This is a genomic window from Parasphingorhabdus sp. (genome assembly GCF_048269865.1).
Classification (GTDB): Bacteria; Pseudomonadota; Alphaproteobacteria; order Sphingomonadales; family Sphingomonadaceae; genus Parasphingorhabdus.
In genome coordinates this window covers 1-25,596 of the sequence record NZ_JBLWUA010000016.1, presented here as the reverse complement: position 1 = coordinate 25,596, position 25,596 = coordinate 1, and the positions used below count along the sequence as shown (strand labels likewise).

27 protein-coding genes are annotated in these 25,596 nt (G+C 54.8%); 12 read left to right on the top strand and 15 right to left on the bottom strand.

Annotation, left to right across the window (positions count from 1 at the left end; all coding sequences use genetic code 11):
- The 3 genes from ACN0WW_RS16645 to ACN0WW_RS16635 all read left to right on the top strand — a co-directional run.
- On the top strand, positions 1 to 396 hold a 396-nt coding region (locus ACN0WW_RS16645; RefSeq protein WP_417614145.1), incomplete at its 5' end, for an ATPase, T2SS/T4P/T4SS family.
- A complete protein-coding gene (locus tag ACN0WW_RS16640) occupies positions 368 to 2,203 on the top strand; it encodes a type IV secretory system conjugative DNA transfer family protein (RefSeq protein ID WP_417614143.1) in 1,836 nt (611 codons plus the stop codon). The genes ACN0WW_RS16645 and ACN0WW_RS16640, both read left to right, overlap by 29 nt.
- Complete coding sequence (locus ACN0WW_RS16635) at positions 2,196 to 2,981, top strand: LPD7 domain-containing protein (RefSeq protein ID WP_417614141.1); 786 nt, start codon at positions 2,196 to 2,198, stop codon at positions 2,979 to 2,981. The genes ACN0WW_RS16640 and ACN0WW_RS16635 overlap by 8 nt, the downstream gene beginning before the upstream one ends.
- A gap of 332 nt (positions 2,982 to 3,313) precedes the next feature.
- Here ACN0WW_RS16635 and ACN0WW_RS16630 read toward each other — a convergent pair whose 3' ends face one another.
- Genes ACN0WW_RS16630 through ACN0WW_RS16620 form a run of 3 tightly spaced genes read right to left on the bottom strand, consistent with a single transcriptional unit; the run spans position 3,314 to position 5,972 of the window.
- Positions 3,314 to 4,708: an MBL fold metallo-hydrolase gene (locus ACN0WW_RS16630; RefSeq protein WP_417614139.1), complete on the bottom strand. Its 1,395-nt coding sequence runs from the start codon at positions 4,706 to 4,708 to the stop codon at positions 3,314 to 3,316.
- Between the two features lie 32 nt (positions 4,709 to 4,740).
- The gene (locus ACN0WW_RS16625) at positions 4,741 to 5,517 is read right to left on the bottom strand and encodes a TIGR00730 family Rossman fold protein (RefSeq protein WP_417614137.1); all 777 of its coding nucleotides are present in this window, start codon (positions 5,515 to 5,517) and stop codon (positions 4,741 to 4,743) included.
- Positions 5,517 to 5,972, bottom strand: coding sequence for a cupin domain-containing protein (locus ACN0WW_RS16620; protein WP_417614135.1), 456 nt, complete (start codon positions 5,970 to 5,972; stop codon positions 5,517 to 5,519). Before ACN0WW_RS16620 ends, ACN0WW_RS16625 begins: the two co-directional genes overlap by 1 nt.
- Before the next feature lie 77 nt (positions 5,973 to 6,049).
- Between ACN0WW_RS16620 and ACN0WW_RS16615 the strand changes: the two genes are divergently transcribed.
- The 8 genes from ACN0WW_RS16615 (at position 6,050) to ACN0WW_RS16580 (ending at position 15,816) form a co-directional block, all read left to right on the top strand.
- Positions 6,050 to 6,646 carry a TetR/AcrR family transcriptional regulator gene (locus tag ACN0WW_RS16615; RefSeq protein ID WP_417614133.1) on the top strand — a complete coding sequence of 199 codons (597 nt, stop codon included), beginning with the start codon at positions 6,050 to 6,052 and terminating at the stop codon, positions 6,644 to 6,646.
- Positions 6,647 to 6,770: 124 nt separating this feature from the next.
- On the top strand, positions 6,771 to 7,778 hold the full coding sequence (locus ACN0WW_RS16610) for an efflux RND transporter periplasmic adaptor subunit (RefSeq protein WP_417614131.1): 1,008 nt from the start codon (positions 6,771 to 6,773) through the stop codon (positions 7,776 to 7,778).
- Positions 7,778 to 9,514: an ATP-binding cassette domain-containing protein gene (locus ACN0WW_RS16605; protein ID WP_417614129.1), complete on the top strand. Its 1,737-nt coding sequence runs from the start codon at positions 7,778 to 7,780 to the stop codon at positions 9,512 to 9,514. Before ACN0WW_RS16610 ends, ACN0WW_RS16605 begins: the two co-directional genes overlap by 1 nt.
- A gap of 2 nt (positions 9,515 to 9,516) precedes the next feature.
- Complete coding sequence (locus ACN0WW_RS16600; RefSeq protein WP_417614127.1) at positions 9,517 to 10,650, top strand: ABC transporter permease; 1,134 nt, start codon at positions 9,517 to 9,519, stop codon at positions 10,648 to 10,650.
- 16 nt (positions 10,651 to 10,666) lie between these two features.
- Positions 10,667 to 11,773 carry an ABC transporter permease gene (locus tag ACN0WW_RS16595; protein ID WP_417614125.1) on the top strand — a complete coding sequence of 369 codons (1,107 nt, stop codon included), beginning with the start codon at positions 10,667 to 10,669 and terminating at the stop codon, positions 11,771 to 11,773.
- 4 nt (positions 11,774 to 11,777) lie between these two features.
- A complete protein-coding gene (locus tag ACN0WW_RS16590) occupies positions 11,778 to 13,190 on the top strand; it encodes an efflux transporter outer membrane subunit (protein WP_417614123.1) in 1,413 nt (470 codons plus the stop codon).
- A gap of 122 nt (positions 13,191 to 13,312) precedes the next feature.
- Positions 13,313 to 14,422: a patatin-like phospholipase family protein gene (locus ACN0WW_RS16585; RefSeq protein WP_417614121.1), complete on the top strand. Its 1,110-nt coding sequence runs from the start codon at positions 13,313 to 13,315 to the stop codon at positions 14,420 to 14,422.
- A gap of 92 nt (positions 14,423 to 14,514) precedes the next feature.
- Positions 14,515 to 15,816, top strand: coding sequence for an acetyl-CoA hydrolase/transferase family protein (locus tag ACN0WW_RS16580; RefSeq protein ID WP_417614119.1), 1,302 nt, complete (start codon positions 14,515 to 14,517; stop codon positions 15,814 to 15,816).
- 417 nt (positions 15,817 to 16,233) lie between these two features.
- Here the strand turns inward: ACN0WW_RS16580 and ACN0WW_RS16575 are convergent, their stop codons facing one another.
- The 7 genes from ACN0WW_RS16575 to ACN0WW_RS16545 all read right to left on the bottom strand — a co-directional run bounded on the left by ACN0WW_RS16575 (position 16,234) and on the right by ACN0WW_RS16545 (position 20,860).
- Positions 16,234 to 17,259 carry an IS110 family transposase gene (locus ACN0WW_RS16575; RefSeq protein ID WP_417614117.1) on the bottom strand — a complete coding sequence of 342 codons (1,026 nt, stop codon included), beginning with the start codon at positions 17,257 to 17,259 and terminating at the stop codon, positions 16,234 to 16,236.
- A 152-nt stretch (positions 17,260 to 17,411) separates the two neighbouring features.
- A complete protein-coding gene (locus ACN0WW_RS16570; RefSeq protein ID WP_417614115.1) occupies positions 17,412 to 18,461 on the bottom strand; it encodes a relaxase/mobilization nuclease domain-containing protein in 1,050 nt (349 codons plus the stop codon).
- On the bottom strand, positions 18,461 to 19,015 hold the full coding sequence (locus tag ACN0WW_RS16565; protein WP_417614113.1) for a hypothetical protein: 555 nt from the start codon (positions 19,013 to 19,015) through the stop codon (positions 18,461 to 18,463). Before ACN0WW_RS16565 ends, ACN0WW_RS16570 begins: the two co-directional genes overlap by 1 nt.
- Before the next feature lie 154 nt (positions 19,016 to 19,169).
- Positions 19,170 to 19,367: a DUF1289 domain-containing protein gene (locus tag ACN0WW_RS16560; protein ID WP_417614111.1), complete on the bottom strand. Its 198-nt coding sequence runs from the start codon at positions 19,365 to 19,367 to the stop codon at positions 19,170 to 19,172.
- A 286-nt stretch (positions 19,368 to 19,653) separates the two neighbouring features.
- Positions 19,654 to 19,959, bottom strand: a complete 306-nt coding sequence (locus ACN0WW_RS16555; RefSeq protein ID WP_417614109.1) for a DUF1971 domain-containing protein — start codon at positions 19,957 to 19,959, stop codon at positions 19,654 to 19,656.
- Positions 19,959 to 20,402, bottom strand: coding sequence for a hypothetical protein (locus ACN0WW_RS16550; protein WP_417614107.1), 444 nt, complete (start codon positions 20,400 to 20,402; stop codon positions 19,959 to 19,961). The genes ACN0WW_RS16555 and ACN0WW_RS16550 overlap by 1 nt, the downstream gene beginning before the upstream one ends.
- Complete coding sequence (locus ACN0WW_RS16545; protein ID WP_417614105.1) at positions 20,396 to 20,860, bottom strand: group III truncated hemoglobin; 465 nt, start codon at positions 20,858 to 20,860, stop codon at positions 20,396 to 20,398. Before ACN0WW_RS16545 ends, ACN0WW_RS16550 begins: the two co-directional genes overlap by 7 nt.
- An 83-nt stretch (positions 20,861 to 20,943) precedes the next feature.
- Here ACN0WW_RS16545 and ACN0WW_RS16540 point away from each other — a divergent pair, with 83 nt between their 5' ends.
- Complete coding sequence (locus ACN0WW_RS16540; RefSeq protein ID WP_417614103.1) at positions 20,944 to 21,375, top strand: RrF2 family transcriptional regulator; 432 nt, start codon at positions 20,944 to 20,946, stop codon at positions 21,373 to 21,375.
- A 234-nt stretch (positions 21,376 to 21,609) separates the two neighbouring features.
- Here the strand turns inward: ACN0WW_RS16540 and ACN0WW_RS16535 are convergent, their stop codons facing one another.
- The 5 genes from ACN0WW_RS16535 to ACN0WW_RS16515 all read right to left on the bottom strand — a co-directional run.
- The gene (locus ACN0WW_RS16535) at positions 21,610 to 21,933 is read right to left on the bottom strand and encodes a DUF736 domain-containing protein (protein WP_176278678.1); all 324 of its coding nucleotides are present in this window, start codon (positions 21,931 to 21,933) and stop codon (positions 21,610 to 21,612) included.
- A gap of 698 nt (positions 21,934 to 22,631) precedes the next feature.
- Positions 22,632 to 24,425, bottom strand: a complete 1,794-nt coding sequence (locus ACN0WW_RS16530) for a ParB/RepB/Spo0J family partition protein (RefSeq protein WP_417614101.1) — start codon at positions 24,423 to 24,425, stop codon at positions 22,632 to 22,634.
- Between the two features lie 172 nt (positions 24,426 to 24,597).
- Positions 24,598 to 24,978 (bottom strand): DUF2958 domain-containing protein, encoded by a 381-nt coding sequence (locus ACN0WW_RS16525; protein WP_417614099.1) that lies wholly within the window; start codon positions 24,976 to 24,978, stop codon positions 24,598 to 24,600.
- Between the two features lie 13 nt (positions 24,979 to 24,991).
- Positions 24,992 to 25,207 (bottom strand): hypothetical protein, encoded by a 216-nt coding sequence (locus ACN0WW_RS16520; protein WP_417614097.1) that lies wholly within the window; start codon positions 25,205 to 25,207, stop codon positions 24,992 to 24,994.
- A partial coding sequence (locus ACN0WW_RS16515; protein WP_417614095.1) for a zincin-like metallopeptidase domain-containing protein occupies positions 25,204 to 25,596 on the bottom strand: 393 nt, incomplete at its 5' end. The genes ACN0WW_RS16515 and ACN0WW_RS16520, both read right to left, overlap by 4 nt.

Below are 25,596 nucleotides of genomic sequence, written 5' to 3'. Positions count from 1 at the left end.
CCCCAAAAGAATGTCGTGCACATGCTCTATGCGAAGGACGGGCAAGGCACCGCCAATGTTACTGCCAAGCATTTGCTGGAAAGCGCGCTCAGGATGCGCCCTGATCGTATCTTGCTTCAGGAGCTGCGGGATGGAACAGCCTTCTTTTACCTGCGCAACGTCAATTCAGGGCATCCAGGATCGATCACCACCATCCATGCCGATTCCGCCGAACTGGCGTTCGAGCAGCTGACTTTGCTGGTCAAGGAAAGTGAAGGAGGCTCCGACCTTGCGCGCGATGATATTCGGGCATTGCTAAAAATGCTCGTGGATTGCGTCGTGCAAATCAAAAAAACTGACGGCAAATTTCGGGTAACGGAGATCTATTATGACCCAGAAGGCAGGCACGCCGCCTGACGGCGGGGCGTTAAGATTACTCATCGGAATCCCGTTCGGACTGCTCATTGCACTCGCCATAGCCAGTATGATTGGGTGGCTTATTCTAGGTCTGCCGGTAACCGCCTATGACCCGCTCAAAATTCCCCAGTTCATCTGGTATTATCGCGGCGATCCGCAAGTTGTGCGGGCGATGGCGGGTGGTTTGGTCGGCGGCGGCTTGCTCCTGATTGGCCTAATCTATGCGCTTTGGGCGCGCGGTGCGCCGCTGCATGGAGCTGCGCGCTTTGCCCGTGAAAGCGAGATAAAGTGCCACGGCTTTCGCGCCCGCTCCGGTATTGTCCTCGGCCGCAAGGGGGGCCGTTTCCTGACTTTTGGTGGGAGCGAGCATGTCATCGTCGAAGCCCCAACCCGCTCGGGCAAGGGCACCGGTATTGTCATTCCCAACCTGCTAACATGGCAAGGTTCCGTTGTTGTCCTCGATGTGAAACGCGAAAATTACGATGCGAGCGCGGGGTTTCGCGCGCATTATGGTCAAGACGTTTATCTTTTCAATCCGACCGACCGCGAAGGTCGCACTGCCCGTTACAATCCGCTGGCCTACATCAACCGCGATGATCCTGATGATGTCATTATCGAATTGCAAAAGATCGCAACAATGCTGTTTGTTGCGCCCGACCACGGCGAAGCCTTTTGGGCCAACGGCGCACGGACCGGATTTGCGGGGGTCGGTGCATGGATCGCTGAAACCAGCGACGAGCCTCTAACGATGGGCGCAATCTATCGCCACTTGAACCAAAGCGACGCGCGGGGCTTTTTCAAAAAGGAACTGAACAATCCCAGTCTGAAGCTATCCGTCGGATGCCGCACGGCGCTGGCCGATTTTGCCGGTGGCTCCGACAATAGCTTTGCTGATGTCAAGAAAACGATCACAAACGTCCTCGGCCTGTGGCTCAACCCCTTGGTTGAAGCCGCAACCGCCGCAAGCGACTTTGATCTCCGCCAGCTTCGCAAAAGTCCTATTTCAATATATCTCGGCGTGTCGCCAGATGAACTTGACCGAATAGCTCCGCTCTACAACCTTCTGTTCCAGCAGCTTATTGACCTCAACGTGCGAGAACTACCGGGTGAGGCCACACCGATACCAGTGCTGGTCATCCTAGATGAATTTGCGCGGCTTGGCCGCGCATCGGTGATTGCGAGCGCCTTTTCCTATGTCGCAGGTTACGGGATCAGGCTCCTTCCAGTCATTCAGTCGCGTTCGCAACTGCGCGGTGTCTACGGCGAGCATGTCGCCGATGAAATCGTCGCCAATTGCGGCGTCGAAGTGGCGTTTACGCCAAAGGAGCTGCGCGTTGCCAACGATTTGTCCGAACGCATCGGCTATGTAGGACAGGACAGCGTTACCAAGTCGCTCACTATCAACGGCTTACTCGCCAACCGATCGAAATCCATTTCAGAGCAACGCCGCGCCTTGATGCTCCCGCAAGAGCTGATGCAATTTTCAGCTGATAAGCTGATTTTGCTGCGCGGCGGCATCCCGCCAATCATCGGCTCGAAGATCGCCTATTTCAGGAACCGCTTCTTCAAGAGACGCGCTATGCCACCACCTTTGGTGCCGCCGCTCGAACGGCGACCCTATATTGCGACTGTCCCCGTGCCGTTCCGGGAAATGAGCGACGAAGAGGCAGAAGGAAATCCGGCCCATCCGTTGAATCCAGATGACATACGCACCGAAGATTATCCGAGCTTATGCGCCGATTTACTAACCATTGATCGGAACGGCCAGGTGCAAGGCATTATAGAGGAGGGCGACGAACATGGCTGATAAACTCGAAGGTGCCGCTCCGCGCACGCGAAGTCTTGATGGCTCGGTGACGCCTGCGAAATCCAAACCCGCACCGACCAGGCCAAAACGCAAAACTGAAAAGCCGACCATCACCGACGATCTTACAGGCAGGTTCCTTCGCGTCGGTAACAAGCTCTACCGGACATCGGATGATAAAACTCCATTTGTCCGACTTGAAGCGGACCGCCTAAAAACCCGCAATATCGACGCCCTTCCCGATATTATCCGCATCGCCAAGGCCAATGGGTGGACTTCAATCCAGATCAACGGCGGCGACAAGTTTAAGAAGGCCGCATTTCTTGCAGCAGCGGCGCAGGGGTTGGCGGTCGAGAACTATCGGCCGTCAAAAGTCGTACAGGCCGAGGCTGACCGGCTCAGCGCAAGGATTGCGGAACGGGAAAAACGCCGCGACGCCAAGAAATCTGGCACTAAAGAAACGGAGCCCGAAAAGGATCCGAGCAAGCTGAAAGCTCTGTCCGAAAGATTCCTTATTCAATCTCACGCCGAAAATGCGCGTGATCCCGAGCTCCGCCGTGCACAAAGTCTGGTCGCCCAGACCATATCAATCGCGCGCGCGAAATATCCCGAGAATGCGGCCAAAGCGTCAAAGGAAATTGACGCCAGGCGGCAGGAAGTTGCCATCCGCATCGCCGAGGGTGACAAAATTGCCGTAATTCAGGTACGCAACCAGCAGGCTCAGCGCGTCCGGGAAATCACGCAGAATCAGGTGGCACAGCGCGATGGGCGCTCTCGCTAACGCAGGCAGTCGGCCCAGCGGCAGTCACAGCTGGGTACGGAGCAAGTATCGTTGCTTTGGCTGATCGCATACCGACAGAAATCGGATGAAAAACAGAGTCTGTTGATGTTTGCTCGTGCAATAGCGGACTGGCAGCAAGCGCCCCAATTCCAGACATTCACGACTTTGTTTGTATCGCCTCGAAGCGGTCGTTCGTTCAGCATTGGTTTGAACGACCGTTATCGCCAGCGAATTCAACCGCTCCCATACCAGTCAACGGTCAATCGCACGCAGTCCGCACCATCAGGCATCTCTTGGCTTTGATAATATTGATGACAGAAATTCCTCGAATTCTAGCTGATTGTCACTTGTTCTCCAAGACTAGGTATCGTGACTTCGCTGTTCAAGATGCTGCGGATACCTTCACTCAACGCAATTGATGCGTCTGTTTCGCCATGGGTGACAAATATCTGCTTTGGTGTCTTTTTGAGTGCTGACACCCATGCAAGAAGAGCGGTACGGTCGGCATGTGCCGAAAATCCGCCAATAGAACGGATTTCCGCACGCACCGGTATCTCGTCACCGAAAATCCGGACTTTGGAAGCACCTTCAACAAGCCGCCGTCCCAGAGTTCCTTGGGCCTGATAACCTGCAATCAAGACGGTGTTATTCCTATTTGGTAGTCCGTGACGAAGATGATGGAGAATTCTTCCTGCGGTACACATTCCACTTGCTGAAATTATTATTGCGCCAGATTTTATCGTGTTTAGCGCAATCGATTCTTGCACGCTTTCGGTATATTTGAGCAAAATTGATGAAGGCGAATTGCTATGCCATTTGGCGAGTTTTGTCGCCTCTTTATCAAATAATTTCATATACCGTTTCGTGAGATCAGTTGCCTTCTGAGCCATCGGAGAATCGAGGAAAAGGCTGAGGTTGCTTAAACGACCTTCACAGGTCAGATGATGAAAATAATATATCAGTTCCTGCGTTCGTCCCACGGCAAATGCAGGAATAATCACATTTCCCTTTTTGTGTGTCAACGTGTTGTTGGTAATTTCGACCAGTTCATCGAGGGATGGTTCGAGCGCTTTGTGATCTCTGTTTCCGTAAGTAGATTCAACGATCAGATAATCTGCATCCTCTACAATATATGGATCGCGAATGATCGGGCGGCCCGGCTGACCAAGGTCTCCTGAAAACACCAGCTTCCTTTTTTCGCTGCCGGCGCCGATCCATATCTCCAGGATCGCCGACCCCAGAATATGCCCGGCATCACGCATGCGCAGTTCGATTTCGGGGTGCAGGGAAATAACTTCATCATAGTCAAATGGAACCACCTGGGAAAGTGCCTTTTCGGCATCTATCATTTTGTACAACGGCTCCATATCTTCTTTGGAATGGCTGCGCCTTTTCGCTGCCCGTTTTGCCGCGCTTTCATGAATGTGAGCGCTGTCAGGGAGCATTATCTCTAACAGTTCGGCGGTTGCGTTGGTGGTGTGTATTGATCCTTCAAATCCATCGCGACATAATTTGGGCAATAGCCCACTATGGTCAATATGCGCATGAGACAGAATTACGAAGTCAAGCGACGAAGGATCAAACGCAAATTTTTTGCGATTCTTGGGTCCCGCATCGCTTCCGCCCTGAAACATCCCGCAGTCGACGAGAAACCGAAAGCCATCTCCTTCGACCAGATAACAGGAACCAGTAACTTCCCCGGCAGCACCCAGAAACGCAATTTTCATAACTTTCTCTCCATTTTAAATTATGCCAAAGCCTATTCGGGTGGAATTTCATTATAAAACTCACAAATCAGATGCACCGCTTCGCGCGCACTATCCACGATCTGAAAAAGTCCAAGGTCGTCCCGGTCGATGTAACCTTCATCGACGAGGAATTCGAAGTTGATCGCCTGGGTCCAGTATTCCCTGCCAAATAGTATAATCGGAATAGGAGGGATTTTGCGGGTCTGAACAAGCGTCAACACTTCCAGAACTTCGTCCAGCGTTCCAAATCCGCCCGGAAAAGCGACAAGAACTTTTGCCCGCATCAGGAAGTGCATCTTGCGAAGACCAAAATAGCGAAACTGAAAACATAATTCCGGAGTGATATAGGGGTTTGGTTTCTGCTCCTTCGGCAGATTGATATTAAGGCCGATAGAGCGCGCGCCAACATCGTCTGCTCCCCGGTTGGCCGCCTCCATGATCCCGGGGCCGCCGCCGGTAACGACCAGAAAGTCTGATCGCCCCTCCTGCTGAAATCTGCGTGAAACAATGGCCGCAAACTCACGAGCATCCTCATAATAGCGGGATGTTTCGCGAGAACCTGTAGATGCTATCCTCGCGCTGCCAAAGACGACGACGGTTGAATTGACGCCTTCTTTTTTCATGACGAGGTCAGGCTTCAAAAACTCTAGTTGCAGCCGTGCCGAACGCAGGTCGTCAAGATTCAGAAATGCCGGATCATCGGTTGCTGGCCGATAAGCCTCGCTTTTGACCAGAGCCTGAACCCTTGCACGCCTAGATGAGAAATCATTTTCCAGCTTGTCAGTCATTACTCGCTGGTCTTGCCATCGAAATGTTCGTGCGAGGCATCAGCCTCTGCTTTTGTCTTATGGATCGTTCCATCGACATGTTCCGGCGGGCCGTATATTGTGTATAGCTTTAGTGGTGATTTCCCTGTCGCCTTAACATTGTGCAATGCGCCTTGCGGCACGATGATACCATCATCGCCTTTTACCTTGTTGCACGCGCCATCAATCCAAATTTCGCCTTCGCCTGCTTCGATGCGAAAAAACTGATCTCGATCATCGTGTACTTCTGAGCCGATTTCGTCGCCTGGCTGAATGGCCATCAGAACCAGCTGAAGATTATTTCCGGTATATAGGACTTTGCGGAAATGCGGGTTCTCCCCGGTTAGTTTTTCGATATTATCATGAAATCCAGTCATTGCGTTTTCTCCTTGCCACGTTTCATTTTCCTGAGACCAGTCTACCTTGTTACCAAGCAAAGATGACGGTCAAAAAATCGATTTAACGACTCCAAAAAGATAGTGACTGTTTACTTACTTTTATGTAGAGTTGCAATATGAATCGCAAGAACCTGACATCCGATCAACGCCGTGACGCAACCGTTGAGGCAGTGGTTGCACTCGCCGCATCGTCGAACCCCGCCGACCTCACCACTGCGCAGATCGGCGCGCATATGGGTGTGACACAGGGCGCATTGTTTCGTCACTTTTCAAACAAGCAGGAAATCTGGACGGCAGTGATGGACTGGACGGCTACAAACTTATTGGCTCGGCTTGACCGGATTGAAACCGATAATCCGATTGACGGGTTAGAGGCCATGTTCACTGCGCATGTCGAATTTGTCATCGCCAATCCGGGTATCCCGCCTATTATGTTTGGCGAATTACAGCGCAGCGGCGAAACGCCTGCCAAGGTACGCTTACAGGAGTTGATGGCGGGATATGGTGCGCGTTTGGCTGCGAAACTCACAGCGGCGAAAGCGGCGGGGCTTGTTGCAAGGGACATCGATATACCGGCTGCGGCAATACTGTTCCTTGGCATCATACAGGGATTGGTGATGCAGACCATGATGACCGGCGACTTTGATGCAATGCGCGATATGTCGGGCCGGATTTTCAAGATCTATTTGCGCGGGATAGGAGTCAAAAGATGAAATTCTCTGTTATCTCCAGCCTACGTGATCTTTCGTATATTGCTGTGCCTGTCCCATCGTTACTGATCCGCATTTGTGCGGTTCTGCGCGTAGATGTGGAGAAATTTTTATCGGAGAACGTCCAGTGAACCGGAAACGAATTATCATCATTGCGGCAGTGGTCGCACTCCTCGCTGCGGCCATTGTTACCCGCGGTTTCGGGCTGCTGGGAAATGAAGATGATGGAAGTCTCACACTCTATGGCAATGTCGATATTCGCGAAGTTGACATGGGATTCAGAGTTGGCGGGCGGATCAAGAGCATTGCGGTTGAAGAAGGCGAGAAAGTGTCAGTTGGTGAATTGCTGGCAACGCTCGACAGTGCAAGTCTCGAAAGCCGAACCAGTCAGGCCGATGCCGGAATAGCCGCAGCCCAGGCAAACTTGACCAGACTGCGCAATGGCAATCGCGCACAGGACATTACCCAGGCCCGTGCAAGGCTTGCCGCAGCCCAAATTGGTGTGTCGGAAGCAGAGAAAGACTATCGCCGCCGCGCACCGTTAGTTGAACCCGGCGCAATCAGTCGTGACGTCTGGGATCAAACCATTGCGGCGCGAGACCGCGCACGGGCACAGGCGGCAGAAGCACGCGCAGCCGTGTCCCTGTTGCAGGCTGGAGCGCGGCGCGAAGATATTGCTGCGGCAGTCGCGCAACTAAATGCTGCCAAGGCAGTGCGCAGAGGCGCAAATGTCGATCTTGCTGACACGCGGCTTTATGCGGAATCAAGCGGAATTGTGGTGACCCGCGCGCAGGAACCGGGCGCGATTGTGCAGCCCGGTGCGACAATTTTGACGCTATCGATCAATAAACCCATGCGCGTGCGCGCCTATATTGGCGAACCGGACCTCAGCCGGATTAGCCCCGGAATGGCAGTCGAAGTTCTGGTTGATGGCAATCCGCGCACCTATAAAGGGTCGATAGGCTATATTTCTCCGCAAGCGGAATTTACGCCGAAGTCGGTGGAGACGCAGGATTTGCGAACTGATCTGGTGTACCGCCTGCGGATTATTGTAGCGAACCCTGATGACGCGCTGCGTCAGGGGCAGCCGGTTACAGTGCGGGTTCCCGATGCTCGTCCGTCCGGAGCGCAGTAATGCCCGATCAACCACCAATTGCTGCAGCTGCTGGCTTAACCAAAATATTTGGTAACGCACCGCCCGCGCTCAATAATTTGACTATCGAAATCAAGGCTGGGGCCATGACAGGGCTAGTCGGCCCGGATGGCGCGGGGAAGACGACATTGATCCGCATATTGGCGGGGCTGATGCAACCGACGGCTGGCACGGTCCAGATATTTGGCGGGCCTCCTGGTCTGGCGCTGGAAGACATTGGTTATATGCCGCAGCGCTTCGGCCTCTATGAAGATTTGAGCGTGCTTCAAAATCTCACTTTATACGCGGAGTTGCGCGCGCTCCCAAAAGACGATCATGACGAGACATTTGATCGCCTGTTAGAGTTTACCGATTTGAAGCGTTTCCAGTCCCGGCCCGCCGGGAAATTATCGGGCGGAATGAAGCAGAAACTCGGATTGGCCTGCGCTCTGGTCCGTACGCCAAAATTGCTGTTGCTCGACGAGCCGGGGGTGGGTGTTGATCCAATCTCACGTCGCGAGCTTTGGTCGATGGTCAGTGATTTAACCGATGAAGGTATCGGCGTTTTGTGGTCAACCGCCTATCTTGATGAGGCGGAAAAATGTGACTGCGTCTATTTGCTCAATGACGGTGAGCTGCTTTTTGACGGACCGCCAGACAATCTGACCGACAAGATCGAGGACCGCGTCATCAAGGTGACCGGTTTCGACGGCAATCGGCGGCATGTCCTGACCCGCGCGCTCGACCGCGGCGACATTATTGATGGTACCTTGCAAGGCCGGTCAATCAGGTTGTTGATAAAATCGGGAAGCGACAAGCCGGATGCCCATGCGCTTAATGAGGGCGGCAAGACAATTGTTGCGGATGTTCGCCCGCGCTTTGAAGACGGCTTTATCGAAATACTGGGCGGCGGTCCTGAAGGCACCAGCCAGCTTGCGCGGAGCTATCGCGAAATTCCCGAAAGCGATATGCCAGCCATTTCAGCGCAGGGCCTGACCAAGACATTCGGAGATTTCACTGCCGCGCAAGATATGAGCTTCGAGATTGGGCGCGGTCAGATATTTGGCCTGCTCGGCCCCAATGGCGCGGGCAAATCGACGACTTTCAAAATGCTATGCGGCTTGCTCACTCCAACTTCGGGTACGGGCGCGGTGGCTGGCAGTGATATCCGACGCGCTTCTGCCAATGCGCGCACTTCGCTGGGCTATATGGCGCAGAAATTCTCGCTTTATAGTGATTTGAGCGTGGCACAGAATCTCGCTTTTTTTGCCGGAGCCTATAATCTTGGCGGGACGGCTGCGCGCGATTCCATTACGCAGATGACCGAACTATTTGATCTTGGTGATAAACTAAAATTCAACGCTGGAACATTGCCGCTGGGTTTTAAACAGCGTCTGGCACTTGCCTGCGCAGTCATGCACCAGCCCCCGGTCTTGTTTCTAGATGAGCCAACATCGGGCGTTGATCCGGTCACACGGCGTGAATTCTGGACGCATATCAATGGCCTCGTTGAAAAGGGCGTCACGGTGCTGGTCACCACGCATTTCATGGATGAAGCTGAATATTGTGATGAAGTGACGCTGATTTACCGTGCGCAGCAAATCGCGAGCGGCACCCCTGATGATCTCAAAGCCAGAGCGGCGCAACTAACCGGCCGGAATGATCCGACGATGGAAGATGCCTTCATTGCGCTTATCGAAGAATCCGAAAAAGAAGCCAGTGGTAAGCTCGCGGCGTGAGCATGAATTTTTCCTTTAACCGGCGCAGGCTTGCAGCTCTGGCAACCAAGGAGTTTGCGCAAGTTATCCGTGACCCCTCCACCATATTGATTGTGTTTTTCTTGCCGCTGCTGCTGCTATTTCTGTTTGGCTATGCAGTGTCGCTCGATGCATCGCGTACCCGCGTTGCTGTGGTGCTCGAAGATAGCAGCGAACCGGCACTCAGTCTGGCAATGGCTTATCAAAACTCTCCCTTTTTCGACGTCACCATGGCGCGTTCGGTAAAGCCGGTACGCAACATGATGATTGATGGCCAAGTGCGCGCAATTCTGGTCATCCCCCAAGGATTTGGACAAGGGGTTAAAAAGGGCCAGATACCGGCGATCCAGATTATCACTGACGGGTCACAGCCCAATACGGCAAATTTTACGACCGCCTATGGAGATGGCGTTTTGAACAACTGGGCATTTTCCCGACAATTGGAGGCCCCGCGCGGACAAGAGGCAGCTCAGCCGCTTCAGATATCTAACCGCTACTGGTATAATCCGGCGCTCAGGAGCCGGTTTTTCCTCGTTCCCGGCTCAATCGCGATTGTTATGGCGATGATCGGCACACTACTGACCGCGCTGGTTGTCGCGCGCGAATGGGAGCGAGGGACGATGGAATCCCTGATGGCAACGCCGATGCAGATGAGCGAGTTTATTGCCAGTAAGGTCATCCCCTATTTTCTGCTCGGCCTTGCTTCGATGGCAATTTGCAGCCTGACTGCAGTCTTTATATTTGGCGTGCCGTTTCGCGGGTCCGTCCTTGCGCTGTTCATATTGTCATCGGCTTATCTGATGCCAGCGCTTGGTATGGGGCTGTTTATTTCAGCGGTCACAAAAAACCAGTTTGTGGCAAGCCAGATTGCTCTACTTAGCTCCTTCCTGCCAAGTTTTCTGCTGTCCGGATTTCTGTTTGAAATCTCATCAATGCCCTTGCCGATCCAGTTCATCACCTACGGGGTCCCTGCCCGCTATCTCATTCCCTCTTTGCAAACCGTTTTTCTGGCAGGAGATTTCTGGTCGCTATTCCTGCCAAATATCCTGATCATGCTGGCATTTGGGATCGGGTTCTTCCTCCTGTCCTTCCGGACCACGCACCGGAGTCTCGATTGATGGGGAGTCCGGGCTAATGGAACGTCTAAGGGCGATTATCCTCAAGGAAATCTGGGCGCTGCTGCGTGATCCCAAGGGCCGGATCATATTGTTCGCGCCGCCATTGCTGCAATTGCTTGTTTTCACATTTGCCACGACACTGGACGTGAACGACGCCAAAATAGGTGTATTGGACCAGTCTGGCGGAGTGCACAGCACCGAACTGGTGCAGAGAATTTCAGCGAGCGCCAATTTTGCCGACATCCGGCGATTATCCTCACACGATGATCTGGCGCGGGCGATTGATGATCAGGAAATAATCGCAGCGATCATATTCGAACCGGCATTTGATCGTGATCTGACCAGAGGCAAAACCGCGACCATCGGAATTGTCTTGGATGGCCGCCGTTCGAATGCATCTCAAATTGTTGCGGGCTATATTGGCCGCATTACCGCGAGCGCCAGCGTTAACCCCAATGTGCAGACAACGAACATGAACAGCGGCGTCCGTAGCGTCGTTACCAACTGGTATAACCCGGACCTCAATTACATCTGGTTCACGTTGCCGTCGCTAATCGCCATAGTATCAGTTGTTGCCGGACTGTCGGTAACGGCGCAGAGCGTGGCGCGCGAGCGCGAGCTTGGCACCTTCGACCAACTGATGGTGAGCCCGCTCAGGGTCCATGAAATACTCATCGGCAAAATGATACCGCCTTGGCTAATGGGAATGCTCAACGGCACGATTTTTCTGGCTGTTGCGACGCTTGTTTTTCAAGTCCCGTTTACAGGGTCACTGATCCTGTTTTACCTATCGCTAGCCGTTTATATGCTGGCATTGATCGGCGTTGGCATGTTTGTATCAGCGGCATCCACCACTCAGCAGCAGGCCTTTCTGGGTTCGTTTCTCGCCATGGTCCCGATCATATTGCTCTCCGGCTATGCCAGCCCGATCGAGAATATGCCGGATTGGCTGCAAACCGTAACGTTGATTAATCCTGCTCGTTATTTTGTTGTCCTCGTCCAGGGATTATTTCTGAAGGGCATGCCACTTGAGATGGTGCTGGACCAGCTTTGGCCGCTTTGCCTGATCGCACTTGCTACGCTTACGGCGTCGGCCTGGCTGTTTCGTGCCCGAATGGAGTGAATATATGTCAAAATATCAAACTATCGCATTCACGGCCATCCTGGCTATCGGTACCGCATCCTGTACGACTGTGGGGCCTGATTATCAGTCGCCCAAAGCCGCAGAAACCGTAGATTCGAACTGGATGGAGCCAGCGGCAATCGGCGTGGTGGATTTGCAATGGTGGCAGCAATTTGGAGATCCATTGCTCACCCGGCTAGTCGAACAGAGCATGGCACACAGCCCTGATATTCGCGTTGCCGAGGCGCGCCTTGCAGAAGCCCGCGCCAATCGCGATGCTGTTGCCGGGCGGCGGCTACCGAATGTCAATGCCAGTGGCAGCGCGACTGAAAATGTCCTGAGTGAAAACGGTCTGTTGCCTGTTGACAATATTCCGGGTCTCGCGCGCGATTACAGCCTGTTTGATCTCGGCTTTGATGCGAGCTGGGAGATTGATCTGTGGGGCCGCAACCGGCGCGGCCTAGAAGGCGCCAATGCGCGGGCGGATGCGGCACTGGAAGCCAAGCGGGATATCCAGATTGCGTTGGCGGGAGAGGTTGCGCGAAGCTATTTTGATCTGCGCGAAGCCCAGGCAACCGCCGCGAGTGCCAAACAGCGTCTTGCCAGCAATCAAGCGTTCGCTCAGCTTACATCATTGCGATTCAAAGCAGGCGAAGCAAACCGCATCGAGGCGGAAAAAGCCGAGGCAGCGAGCAAGGATAGCGCCGCTGCGATGAGTAATGCCGAAGCGGCTTCGGCAACCGCTGCTTACCGGATCGCGGCATTGTTAGGTGTCGCACCGGAGGCAATCGTACCTGAATTGCGCGAGACAAAACCGATACCCGCAAGTCCCGAAACGATATTAGCGGGTGTACGCACGGATCTGCTTGCGCGCCGTCCGGATATTCGCAAAGCGGAACGCGATATGGCGGCTGCCAGCGCCGACATAGGCGTAGCGACAGCCGATCTTTTTCCGCGCTTCTCCCTATTTGGTGCGCTTGGCCAACAGGCCCGCAGCGTTGGCGATCTTGCTTCGACAAATAGCACCCGGCTATCAATTGGTCCGAGCTTTTCATGGCCGATATTTTCAGCAGGCCGTATCCACGCGCAAATCCGCGCCGCCGATGCCCGGAGCGATGCCGCGCTCGCTACTTATGAGAAAGCCGTCAACGCCGCGCTGTCCGACAGTGAAAGTGCAATCAACCGCTTCGCCAACGCTCAGGCAGCGGCAGAGGCGGCAAAGGCCGCGCTGGAACGCGAGACGGCAGCCTTTGTCTTGGCCCAGCGCCGGGTAACGGCGGGCGAGGATGATCGCCTTGCTCTGGAGCGTGCGCGTTTATCGTTGATCGCTGCTGCAAATGCCGATGATAGCGCACAATCACAACAAGGGCGCGCCGCCGCTGCCTTGTACAAATCGCTGGGTGGCGGGTGGCAGTGACGCCGGTGATAGCAAGACCGCAATTTTGGGAAGAGAGAAATTTTCTAAAAATCATATTGAGCGCTTGCCTACCCATCTTACTGGCAGCTTGCGCAACATGGCCGGACCGGCCTGCAATCCCAATGGACATCGCCGCCAACGCGACAATAGAGGGTTTTGATAATATTCGAATCTATGCTGATGCTGATCGTGAGAAATGGTTACTATGGCGACAGCGGTGGCAGGATGACCGCGACCGGGCCGGAGCGAATATACCTATCCGAATGCTGGCAATTTCCAGCGGCTCGGATAAGGGCGCATTCGCAGCAGGCTTGCTCAACGGCTGGAGCGAAAGTGGAAACCGGCCAGATTTCTCACTTGTCACCGGCACCAGTACAGGCGCGCTCATCGCACCATTTGCGTTTCTTGGCAGTAAATATAACCCCACGCTTCGCGCTATGTATACGACGATTTCCGCGCGGGATATTTTTCGCAAACGTCCCGTCGAAGGTGTATTGGGCGGAGTGAGTTTGGCAGATTCCGCTCCTCTCGGTAGCCTCATCGACCAATATTTAACAACGCAGATTGTCGAAGAAATTGGAGTCGAGCATCGCAATGGGCGGCGATTGCTCGTTGCAACAACCAACCTCGATGCACAACGCGGTGTCGTGTGGGACATTGGTGCCATCGCCACCAGTTCCGATCCGAGGAAAGTTGCGCTCATAAGGCAGATATTGTTAGCATCCGCGAGTATCCCAGGCCTTTTTCCACCAGTGTTGATCAATGTTCAGAATAATGGTCAGCGACTAACCGAGATGCATGTTGACGGCGGAACAACAGCGAGCATGTTCGTAGTGCCAACGGCGTTGCTGTGGTCAAACTCGGGCGGTGCAGACGTCGAGGCACCACGCTCAATCGATCTCATTTACAACGGAACGCTGCAATCGCGATACGAAGTGGTTGAACCGCGTACCTTCACGATCATGGAACGTGCGCTCTCGACGGCGATATTGGCGGCGGACCAGCAAAACATCGCCGCATATGGTGAATTTGCCAAACGGCACAATACCCGGTTCTCAGTATGGATGATCGGCCTTGATTTCGCTGACGACGAGCACTCCCTTTTTGATCAGAAATTTATGATGTCGCTATTCGACTACGGCTATCAAAAAGGCTTGGGTAATCGTCCGATTACTAAGTTCTCAGCTCCTGACTTCTCACCGCAAGAAAGGTCAAACTCTAGGCAACGGTGACATAGTTAGAGGATGAACCGACATCTATGAAACGCATAGCGATAGCTCTTGGTGCAAATCGTAAGTGCCAGATTTTAACGCAAGGAACGGATATGACCGTATTCAAACAATATGCTGCCAAGTTAGTGGACGCCAATACTGCCGTTGCCTCCATTCCTTCTGGCGCACATATCGCGATGGGCATGGCCATTGCCGAGCCGCCCGCTCTTCTTGCGGCATTGGCCCAGCGCGTTAAAGCTGACGAGCTTACAGATATCAAGCTGTGGTATTTCCACTCATTGGCGCATGCCGGAGAGACCCTGTTACGGCCCGAATTTCTGGATAAGGTACGTCCGCATTGCATGTTCTTGAGCGCAATCGAACGTGAATTGTTAAAGAATGCAGGTGATCGCTCTGTCAGCCCGATTGAGTTCGTGCCTGTCGCCTTTAGTGACGCGCCCAAATTGCTGCAGGAAACCGTCCCGCTCGATACCTGCATTACGACAGTATCACCAATGGACAAGCATGGTTGGTTCACGTTGGGCACAAGCAATGATTATACATCGGCAGCGGCCCGAAGCGCAAAGAGGCTTATCGTCGAGGTTAATGCCAACATGCCCCGTGTGTTTGGCGATTCACTGCTGCATGTTTCGCAGGTCGATGCCATTATCGAGAATGACGTGCCGCTCATCGAATTGAAACAACCCAAGAGCAGCCCGCAAGAGCAGAAAATTGCATCAATCATAGCAGACATGATCGATGATGGCGCCTGTTTGCAAATGGGCATCGGCAGCTTGCCGAATGCCGTGTGTGCGCTGCTCGAAGACCGCAAGGATCTGGGCATTCATACGGAGCTAATGACACCCGCTCTTGCCCGGTTGATTCAATGTGGTGCGGTAACAAATCAGGCCAAAACAACGTTCAGGGGCCGCAGCATTTTTACGTTCGCGATGGGTGATCGCGCATTTTATGATTTTCTTGATGACAATCCAGCGCTGCATAGCGAGCCGGTAAATATCGTGAACGATCCGCGACATATTTCGAAAAACGACAATGTCGTTTCGGTCAACGCGACCCTTCAGATAAATCTGGGCGGCGCTTGCAACTCCGAACATCTCATGGGCAGGCAATATAGTGGTGCTGGTGGTCAGTTAGACTTTGTTCGCGGGGCGAGTGCATCCTCCGGTGGGAAATCAATCATTGCCTGTCAGTCTACAGCAAAGGGCGGCACGGTTTCGCGAATTGTTCCAGTTTTGAATGGCCCTGTAACCACGCCGCGAAACGACACGCAAATCGTCGTGACCGAATATGGTTATGCCAATCTCAAAGGTAAGTCGCTGGCCGAACGAGCGGAAGCGTTAATCAAATTGGCCCATCCAAAATTTCGCAGTGAACTGCTCGACACCAAGATTTGAATTGCAGATTTAATGACTTGAATAGCAAATCATTGAGATGTCTCAACTTGGGAGGTTTAAGGTTTGACAATCGAAATCAAACAGCTGCGCTAAGCAGCGCCTGCCAATGTCATCTTTGCGGGGCTAGAATTCTCAAACCCGGCTGTCCGCTTTCCATCTGTGGACGCCCCTAAAGATGCAAGCGGTATTTTGAGAGGTTTGACACGTAGTCGGATGCTGCCATCTGTCCGGCCTCTTGGTGCAGCGTTTTGTGCTGCGGGCCCGTATGGGAGTTCGCGGACCGGAACCACATCACCCTAAGCGTGCTGATGAAGCACGGTGGAAAGCCCTGGTTCTTCCGATCCCGTCTCACCGACTGTTTTGCCATACCCTCCTTCGACCGCCCACGTCTTCCGACGACCTCTGGTCCGCCTCAGCTTACGCCGCGACTGCGACCGGAGCTCTGTAATCCTCATTCTTCGTCAACACTGCCCAGACAATGCGGGCGGTTTTGTTGGCGAGCGCGACTGTGACCAGCATGCGCGGCTTGCGCGCCAGCATCTGTTCTAGCCACGATCCTTTGGGCGCACCGCGCTTGCATGCCTGAAGCACCACTGCGCTGCTGCCGATGATCAAAAGCCTTCGCAGCGTGCGCTCGCCCATCTTCGAGATCGCGCCAAGCTTCTGCTTGCCCCCGGTCGAGTGCTGCCTCGGCGTAAGCCCGACCCAGGCGGCAAAGTCGCGGCCTTTGGCAAAGGTGCCCGGCGGCGGTGCGAGCGCAGTAATCGCCGTTGCCGTTATCGGTCCTATTCCCGGGATGGTCATCAACCGGCGGGCGGTCTCATCTTCGCGAGCGCGCCGAGCGATCTCCCTATCAAGCTGCGTAATCCGTTCATTCAACACCGTCATCTGGTCCAGCAATGTCCTCAGCACCGGCCGTGCGGCCAGCGGAACTGCATCGGGATCGTCAAGCAGCGCGGCCAGCTTCTTCATATGCGCCAGACCCTGCGGCGCTACCCAGCCATGTTCGGTCATGTGACCGCGAATGGCATTGCTGATCTGCGTGCGCTGCTTGACCAGCAGGTCGCGTGCGCGAAACACCAGAGCTGCCGCCTGCTGCGCTTCCGTCTTCACTGGCACGAACCGCATGCTGGGGCGCTGTGCCGCCTCGCAGATTGCTTCGGCATCCGCCGCATCGTTCTTCTGGCGTTTAACGAACGGCTTCACATATGCTGGTGCGATCAACCGGACATCGTGGCCCAGCTTCGCCAGCTCGCGTGCCCAGTGATGCGCACCGCCGCACGCCTCCAGCACCACCTGGCAACGCGGCTGCGAGGCAAAGAACGGCAACAGCTTGGCTCTGCTGACCTTCTTGCGAAGCAGAGCGCGGCCCGACGCATCAGCGCCGTGTACTTGAAAAACAGACTTTGCGATATCTAACCCAATAATGCTAACTTGCGACATGGACGCCTCCTTCTAATGGTGTTCAACACCTCCATTATGGCACACTAATGCCGTCGGGGGCGTTCACCCCATCACCCCATTCTCGGTCGTTCCGAACGGGAGTAAATTCTCCTCCAACATAGCAATTTTGAATTGCAATGCTGACGGTTTCACTAGCTTCGACCGCGATCGCGAGGCGGCCGCTCTGGCGCCGTTTTTCTAGGAGGGCGAAGGTTTATCCCGAGATTCTGAGCATGGCGGGCGGCGAAAACTTCCGGAGTAGCATTCATGCCCTGATGCTTGCCGAGGAACTGGCGCACGTCGTTAGCAAGCTCTCGATCTTCGATCTCCCCTGTCGCGTCTAGCGCAGAGGCAGCTTCACCGTAAGCCTTGCGTACCTTCTGCCACCTGTCCGTGCCAGATGCGATGAACGCTGGCAGTGCGGCCTGGCCGCGCGCGACTTCTATAGCCTGTTCATTGGTGCGCCGATCAGCATCGGTCATCTGGCCACTTGATCCCGCGCGTAGTCTTGCGCGCAATTTGACCAGCGCCATGCTTGACCCCGCAATCCCTCGCCCACGCGCGCGGCGTGGCGTTGCTTCCGCAGCCACGCCGCGTGTGCGTAATTCACGCGCAAACCGCTCGCGCAATCGGTTGAGCTGGACCGGGCGAGGATTGAAGCGAGTTCGATCAAGTCCCTCGGCCTGTACTGTCAAATGAACATGAGGACGCGGCGTATCGGTATGGAGCGCCAGGACATAATCGTGGTTGTCGCTAAATTCTGCATGGGCCAACGCGCGGACCGCTCCGAGCACCTTGTCGGGATCAGTGCCTGCGGGCATTGAGAAAACCAGCGACACCGATGACACAGTCGGCCGCGACCGCCATTTTAGTGTGTCACTCCACTCCGCTGCTCGCTCGACAATATCATCCTTGCTCATGAGGATTTCGCCGTCGCGTGTTTCGATCTCGACATCACCCTTGCGCCCGATATATTCAAGGTGCGCTTTGACATGTTTACCGCCTTTCTGGCGTCCCGTCACTTTAACCAAAACCTCAGGCGCTCGGCGCACAATCCTCGCCAGCTTGGCCCTTGCGGTCTTGCCACTGGCAGAACCGTAGCTGGCATAGAGCGGGATAAGCGGCTGGCCTTTCGGGTCATGGATATAGCGCACCCGGAATGCAGGACGGGTCGCTTCCCATAGGGCCGATTCCAAACCCATCAATCAGCAACCGCCCAATAGCTCGCATCGCCCTGCATGGCTTCCCCGACGGCTGCCACCTGCTCGGAAATTTCCATACGCATATCGGCGATACGTCGCATATCGTTCCCGATCTGCCTGTCGCCATCTTCCATCATACGTAAATTGGCAGCCTTCATCGCTTGATTGAGATTTCGGCCAATGCGGAGCAGCTGCATTCTGATCGGCGCGAGTTCGTCTAGAAGTCCGTCATCGACCCGGGATTTCAAAGAGAGGTGGCGGCGCACCAATGCCTTGATCCACCCTGCCCGATTGGTCGAACGCTGCGACGCGCGATATTCGATTACAGCAATCTCGGCATCGGTAAAGCGCATCGAGACGCGATTGCATGATGCGCCCTCGGACGGTTCGATCAGCGGGCGACCGCTATTCTCTTCCAGCATCTGTTCGATCATCTGCCGCATGACTGCGCTTCGACCGCCCCGCGCTACTGCGTAGCTATCGAGCGCAGCGAGCGAGCCTGTATCGAGCCTTATGCTGAGCATCGCAGTCGCTGGCTGGGTATTTGTCGCCATTAAATTGCCTCGTGGATCACGGGCATTGTAATACAACACGCGCCGCTAGGCATATCCTGCAATTAAGACAAATACCCTAAAACCCCCTAAGAAAAGCGCATCCAAAGCGGCAATCTTCATCAAAGACGAAGGCCACTTTGTATGCTCTTGGGGGTTAGGTTTTTGAGTGCTCCTGTGAAGCGGGGCTTCCCACGCGAGCCGAAGATCGCCGCACGACTTCGTGCTGGCGGCTGGCGGTCGCGCTCCCCCATTCGGCGATCTCGGCGACGGTGCGACCGCAGCTGGTGCAGACGCTGGCACTATCGTCCAGCGCGCAAATATCTTCGCAAGGAGATGGGGGTCGGCTGGTCATTTACCACCAAAAGCACGATTGCAGACATCTCGCAATGCCGGATCCGAAACATTCCGAATGGTTTCCGCGACGTCGCAATCCGACACGAATCGAGCGTCTGAAATTGGATGGTTTTCTGGCCGTCGGCCTTTGTACGGAAGTCTAACAAACGCAAATTAGACAACATTATAACAAGGCCCTGAGTCGCCAGTTGCAAGAGCCATGCGCTGGGAGGTCTGCTGTTTATCCCGATGTGCCGATCCACAGCAATAGCGCCGATACATGGATGGCCTAGGCAAGCGTAAAATCATCTATTTGAATCGTCAGCACCCAGCGGGTGCTGACGATAGAATTCCACCTGCATCTTCATCGGGCCGGCAAGCCTAACAAAATGCGGCGACTGAGGCGGGATCGGCGCGGGATCATCAACAGTAACAAGCCGCTCCGATGGTGGTTCGAGAAACACCAGCCGCACTTCACCTTCCAGCACCCTGAGCAATCCCCATGTGCCATCTTTGGTCGTATGTTCGTTGCGCAGGGCATCGGGCAGACTATTCTCGTCAAAAATCGGTGAAGAACCGTAAGGAGTGATGTTTATGTCATCCTTATTCATCACACAATTGCCCGGATAATGGCGAAGCCGCAGGCAAAGATCGCCAGTAATATCGGAACCGTCAAAATCTGTGCATTGGCGGCCGTGTTGTCCATCCATCCGGTGTTCGTTTCAATCCCGCCAATTGGATCATTCTGCGGCAAGGCTTCCCGTTCGCTTGCGCTCACATTGTTCAGAACGGCGGCAGTACCGAAATACATGATGGTATAGGCAATGCTGACAACCAGCGCGAATATGGCTGCTGTTCCATGACCGGTGGCAATGATTAGCGCTGCGAAGAATACGGCGTACGATGCAAACATGATTGCCCAGACTGAACCGGGCAGTTCAAAGGTTCGGACTTCATGTGATGGCGCTCTGAATTCGTCCGGCACATCCCGCATTTCTGCTGCGATTTCAGCAGTGATTGCCTGTCCGCCTTCCATCTGAAAATCCATCAACATGATTGTGTCTCCTTCTTGTTTGAAATTGCGTCCAGACCGCCTCGATTAACCTGTATTCCGGTCAGTAAGCTTGATGCGATGCGGTTCGCGGCTGTCAGGAACACTTCTGTTGCTGCCACGCTTGGCGCAACAGATTTCACAGCCTCTTCCCAAAGCTGGAGCCAGCGGCCGAAATGTTGTTGGTCAAGGCCTCCGACCGCAATATGCTTCATCATCGGATTGCCCCGAAACCTCCCGGACTCAAGCGTTACCGAAGCCCAGAAGTCCTTCATCCGAGCCAAGTGCGGTGTCCAATCGGTGACATGCTTCATAAAAATTGGGCCGAGAAGATCGTCGGTTCTAATGGAAGCATAAAAGCGTTCGACCAGATCCGAGATCAACGCATCATCAATACCAATAGCAAGCGCTTCGGTCATTTTGCGCGCTCTGGCTTTTTCAGCATAGCTGGCTTCAATCATAGCTTCGACTCGGTTAAGATGTATTTCATATACATTGTTTATACCTGTTGGCGGTTAATAGCAATATATGATATGCATCTTTTATGAGATTATCTGTTCAGACCGACTATGCCCTGCGCACCTTAATGTTTTTAGCCGCAAAAGAAGGCCATCATTCCATCGCCGAAATCGCCGGGCAATACGGAATTTCGAAGAATCACCTGATGAAGGTGGCTCAGAGATTGGCGGCTGAAGGCTTTATCGAAAGCGTTCGCGGGCGTAGCGGCGGCCTCAAACTGGCCCGGCCAGCCGGCGCCCTTAATGTGGGATCGATTGTTCGGCTCATGGAAGATACTGGAACCTTTGTAGAATGTTTTGATCCCGCGACAAACCAATGTGTAATTACACCCGCCTGCGGCTTGCGGCACGCTTTAAACGGCGCAGTCCAAGCATTTTTGCAGTATCTGGACGGATTTACCGTTTCTGATTTGGTGGAGGATGCAGGAAGTTTTAAGCTCCTTTTGGAAGGCCAGTGATTTTTGAATTTTATTCTGAAACCCGATAGATATGAAACGGATTATATGACCGCTTACAAGTCGATCATCTTAGTCTCTTTATGACCAAAATTGGGGCGGAAGCTGCCATACAGTTGCTATCGGCAAAACTGCCAAAAGGTCGCGTCTATGCCTATACTTTCGAAGCAACTATTGCGCCCAAAGAACATAGCGAAGCCCCGACCGGCGGAGCCGGTCGGGGCGTAGGCGTTTGGATCAGTTGCCGTTCGATGTGCGGGCGCGAGACCAGATGAGGTTGAAGGTCTTGCCATCTTCATCGGCGAACAGGCTGGCGAAGATCGGTGCGTTGAAGCTGGGATCGTCGAGCTTGATCGAAAGATAATCGCGATCTTCCTTGCTGGTCTTTGCCCAGGCTGCTCCGATTTCCGCCTTTGCCACGAACACCCGGTGGGTCGGTGCGTTTTCATTCTCGCTTGGTTCTTCGGCGACGATGGTGACGTTTTTCTTCTGCAACATCACGGTGACGATTTCTCCGCGATAGTCGTTGCCTGTCTTTTTGAATGTTCCGATATTTGCCATGATACTTCTCCTTGGTTTGGTCGATCCCGCGCTCATTCGCGGCCTCGATGGCTGATTACAGGCAGGGGCTTGAACCGATGCACGCACTCAGGGCCCCATTCGGCTTGCCGAATGGGTGGTGGGCCGAAACGAAGTGGAGGACGGTGCAGACCGGGGTTTCTTGTTTCCGCGAGGAATGCGTGGCACACGCAGGGGAAGAAACTTTGGGATGCACCGTTGCAGCTAGGGGCAAGAGGCGCAGCCGTCCCCTGCCAATCAAAGCCATTGACGAGGACGTGGTTGAGTGCGGCTGGCCAATACTACCAAGGAGATCTGGCTAATACCCAAATGCATTCAATGTCTGGCTCATAGATTCCGGCCGATAGGTGCTGTCTGTTTGCGGAACGGAGCGATTTCCTATGCCGACACCCACCGATCACATGAAAACGTGATGACACGCTAGGCCACGATGGACATGGCTAATCGGGCTTTCGGTCAATGGCCACAGCATCCGTAGCGACAATTTCGGGCATCGAGCGGTTCCTAGCGCGCTGTTATTGTCAGCCTGTTTGCTGATGGTGATGGCGCTTCCGCCAACAGATAAAGCGCAACTCCACCCAATGGCTGTTGCACCCATAACGCTGCCCCCGACCGGCTCTGCCGGTCGGGGCTTTGTGGTGATTTTTGAGCGGGCGACTGCAAAGCCGCCCGCCCATGTTTCAAGCCGCAATGCGCTCGGCCTCGCCCGTTGTGGACGCAGTTTCGTCGGCGTCCTGCGCCTCCGGGTCGGATGACTCGTCCTCTTCCATGAGCCACTTGGCCCTTTCAGCAGCGGCAACCGTTCCGACACCGCCGCGTGTCGTATAGGCAGATGGCGGAAACGCCATCCAGCGCGGAACCCAATGCTCCTGTTTTGCGCGGCCATTTTCGCCGGTCAGGTGGTCACTGATAATGCCCTTCACCGTCTTGGTCTTTTCGCTGGCGTTCGCAGCAGCAATGCTGGCTCCGCCAACTTCGTCCAAAAGCGCGGTCAGCACTTCACGGTCACGGACAAGGTCCATGAACGCTGCATCCACCGCCCAGTAATCCGCCATTTCCACATCAAGATGGACGCCCAATGTCTCGACCAGTTCGCTGCCAGCGGACAGCGTCTCGGCCATGACCACTCCCAATATCTCCATCACGACCGCATCCGGCACATCGAGCAAGCGCAGCAACAGGTCGCTTATGCCATTGCGGGTTTCGTGGCCGAGCGTGACCGTAGGTTCGTCGGCATCAAAACCAAGCACCGCCAGCACCGCACGGCGGCGCTCGTCAAAACGGGCCTCCGCCGCGCTGGTTTCGATGCTTTCGGTGATCGCTTCCTTGCGGCTGCGCTGCTCCTGCACTTTCACATTCCACAACGGCGAACCGCAAATCGCATGGGCGACCATGACGCGCAGCGCGATAGTGGGACTGGCCGCAAGTTCGTTACGAACGGCAGCGTGACGGTGTAGATCAATGTATTCAGCCATTGGTCCGGTAATCTCGGGACGCTTAGGTTTGTCGGCCTTGCTGTCCACCTGTCCGGTTTCCCGCACCCGCGCTTCCTTGGCGGTCAGATAGCCTTCGTGGACCGTCACCTCGCCCTTGGCGCTTACATCGATGTAAACCCGCCCACCTTTGCTCTTGGTGGTCTTTTCATGGTCCCATGTCTGAAAATAACTATCTTGCGGAATGATCTGCACATCGCTCCAGCCATCTTCGAGATATGCCGCCTTCTTGGCCTCAATGGCAGCGGACTGCGCTTCCCAGAACTGGTCAGCATCAGCAAAATAGCCATCCTCGGCAAACAAGTCAGACACAATCTGACCCTTGAACTCTTCCATATCAAAGATCGCGGCGGACGTAGAAATAGACGCCCCGCCAAACAGCCAAGCTTTGAGTTGGCCTCCGCGCGGCGCATAGGCTTCTTCATCCCTGAACAAAGCCAGCCACGCTTTTTGCTGCGCCTTGCTAGCCAAGGTCAGATGGCGCACGGTGGCGGCATCGATCTCTTCGCGGCGATAGGCATTGCGGATGGGCGGCAACAGATTGCCAAGCGCGAGAATGCGCCCCACCATCTTCTCGTCCATCCCGAATGTGTCGGCAATCTCGCTGGCCTTGCGGCCTTTCTTGACCAATTGCGTGAATTGTTCCCACTGCGTCACCTCGTCGGGATTTTCGCGCACGAGATTTTCGATCAAGGACGCTTCCAAGGCGGCGGCATCGTCGCCTTCTTCGAGTATCGCGCAAGGGAGCGGTCCATCGCTGCCGCCTTCTTCGGCAACGGTGGTTGCCGCATGATAGCGCCGCCGTCCGGCGACAATCTCAAACGTGTCTGCGCGGCCATTGGGGCGAACCAAGAGCGGCACAAGAACGCCTCGCACCCGCACCGAGGGTAAAATATCGCTTATATCGGGCGGCTTCTTGGCGTTTCGCATATTGGCCGGTGATACCGAGAGTTTGGCGAGGTCTATATTTTCGAGTTGCATTGTCTTTTTCCTTCATGAGTTTCAAGTGATTGGCCCCGCTCCCGTTGCATACGGGGGTGGCGGTGGAAGCGGGGCCGGTGATCCGCACGGCGGGATTGCCGAGCGGGGTCTGCCGCGTCTTGTCCGGAGGGGTGGGCAAGACGGCGGAAGCTGTGAAAGGGAAATGAAGCGGTCATGCGTGGCGCTCTTGCGCTTGCGCCAAGGCAGCGGCTTCGAGCCTTGCTTCATCCTCTGTGATGCGCCCGACCAGTCGGGCCGCATCGGCGTAAACGGTGAGCGGAAAGCGCGCTTCAAAATGCAGATCGCGCTCGATGGACAGGCCAAAAGGTAAGGTCAGAGATGCAATTTTGGTGAGACTGACCGAACCGAGTTCGGGACAGCCGAACCCCAGATCGGCCAGACCGAACAGCGTGTCGCCATCGCTATCCAGTTCCGATAGCAGCCAAGTGGCTGCGCCGACCGGATTGAAAAATTTGACTACTGGCACATGGTCGCCGCGATTCTGGCCGTTGGCGATCAGGCGCTTTCTGTGATCTTGGGTGAGTAGCATCATGGCAAAACTCCTTTCAGAACATCTCGATCTGGTTGCGGCTATTGGTGTCGAACAAGCCGTGATCGGCGGCGCGTTGCGGCTTTTTGGGTTCCATCGGCGCGTTGGCGCGTATCGCCAGCCTTTGGGCTGGCGTGATCGGCGCAACACCCGACACCAAGGTCTGAACGCCTATCGGAGTCTGCTCCGCTTCAAGCAGCGCGGCGGCATCATCTGACGCTTCCCTGCTCATGCCGCGCACTCCGAGCGCAGCGGCACCTGATCGGTGAACGCCAAAAGATAATCCGCCGCTTTGCTGGCCTGACTGGCGGCTTTGAAGATGGCGCGGTTGTCCTGCCGCAACACCGCCAGCCAAGAGCCGAGATAATCGGCATGGCGCACAGTCGGCACGATACCGAGCGCGGCACAAAGGAAAGCCGAGGCCAGTTCGGCGCACAGTTCCTCCCGCGCATAAAGCGCAGAACCGAAGCCGCCCGATTGATCGCGGCCAAGGCGGGTCTTGTGACCCGTCCAGTGGCCATTATGCCGATATCGGCATAAGTCGCATAATGCCGTAACTCGGATTATGCCGCATAGCCTCTGCTGCGGGCCTGTTTTCAGAGCATCAGCCATGCGGCGGTT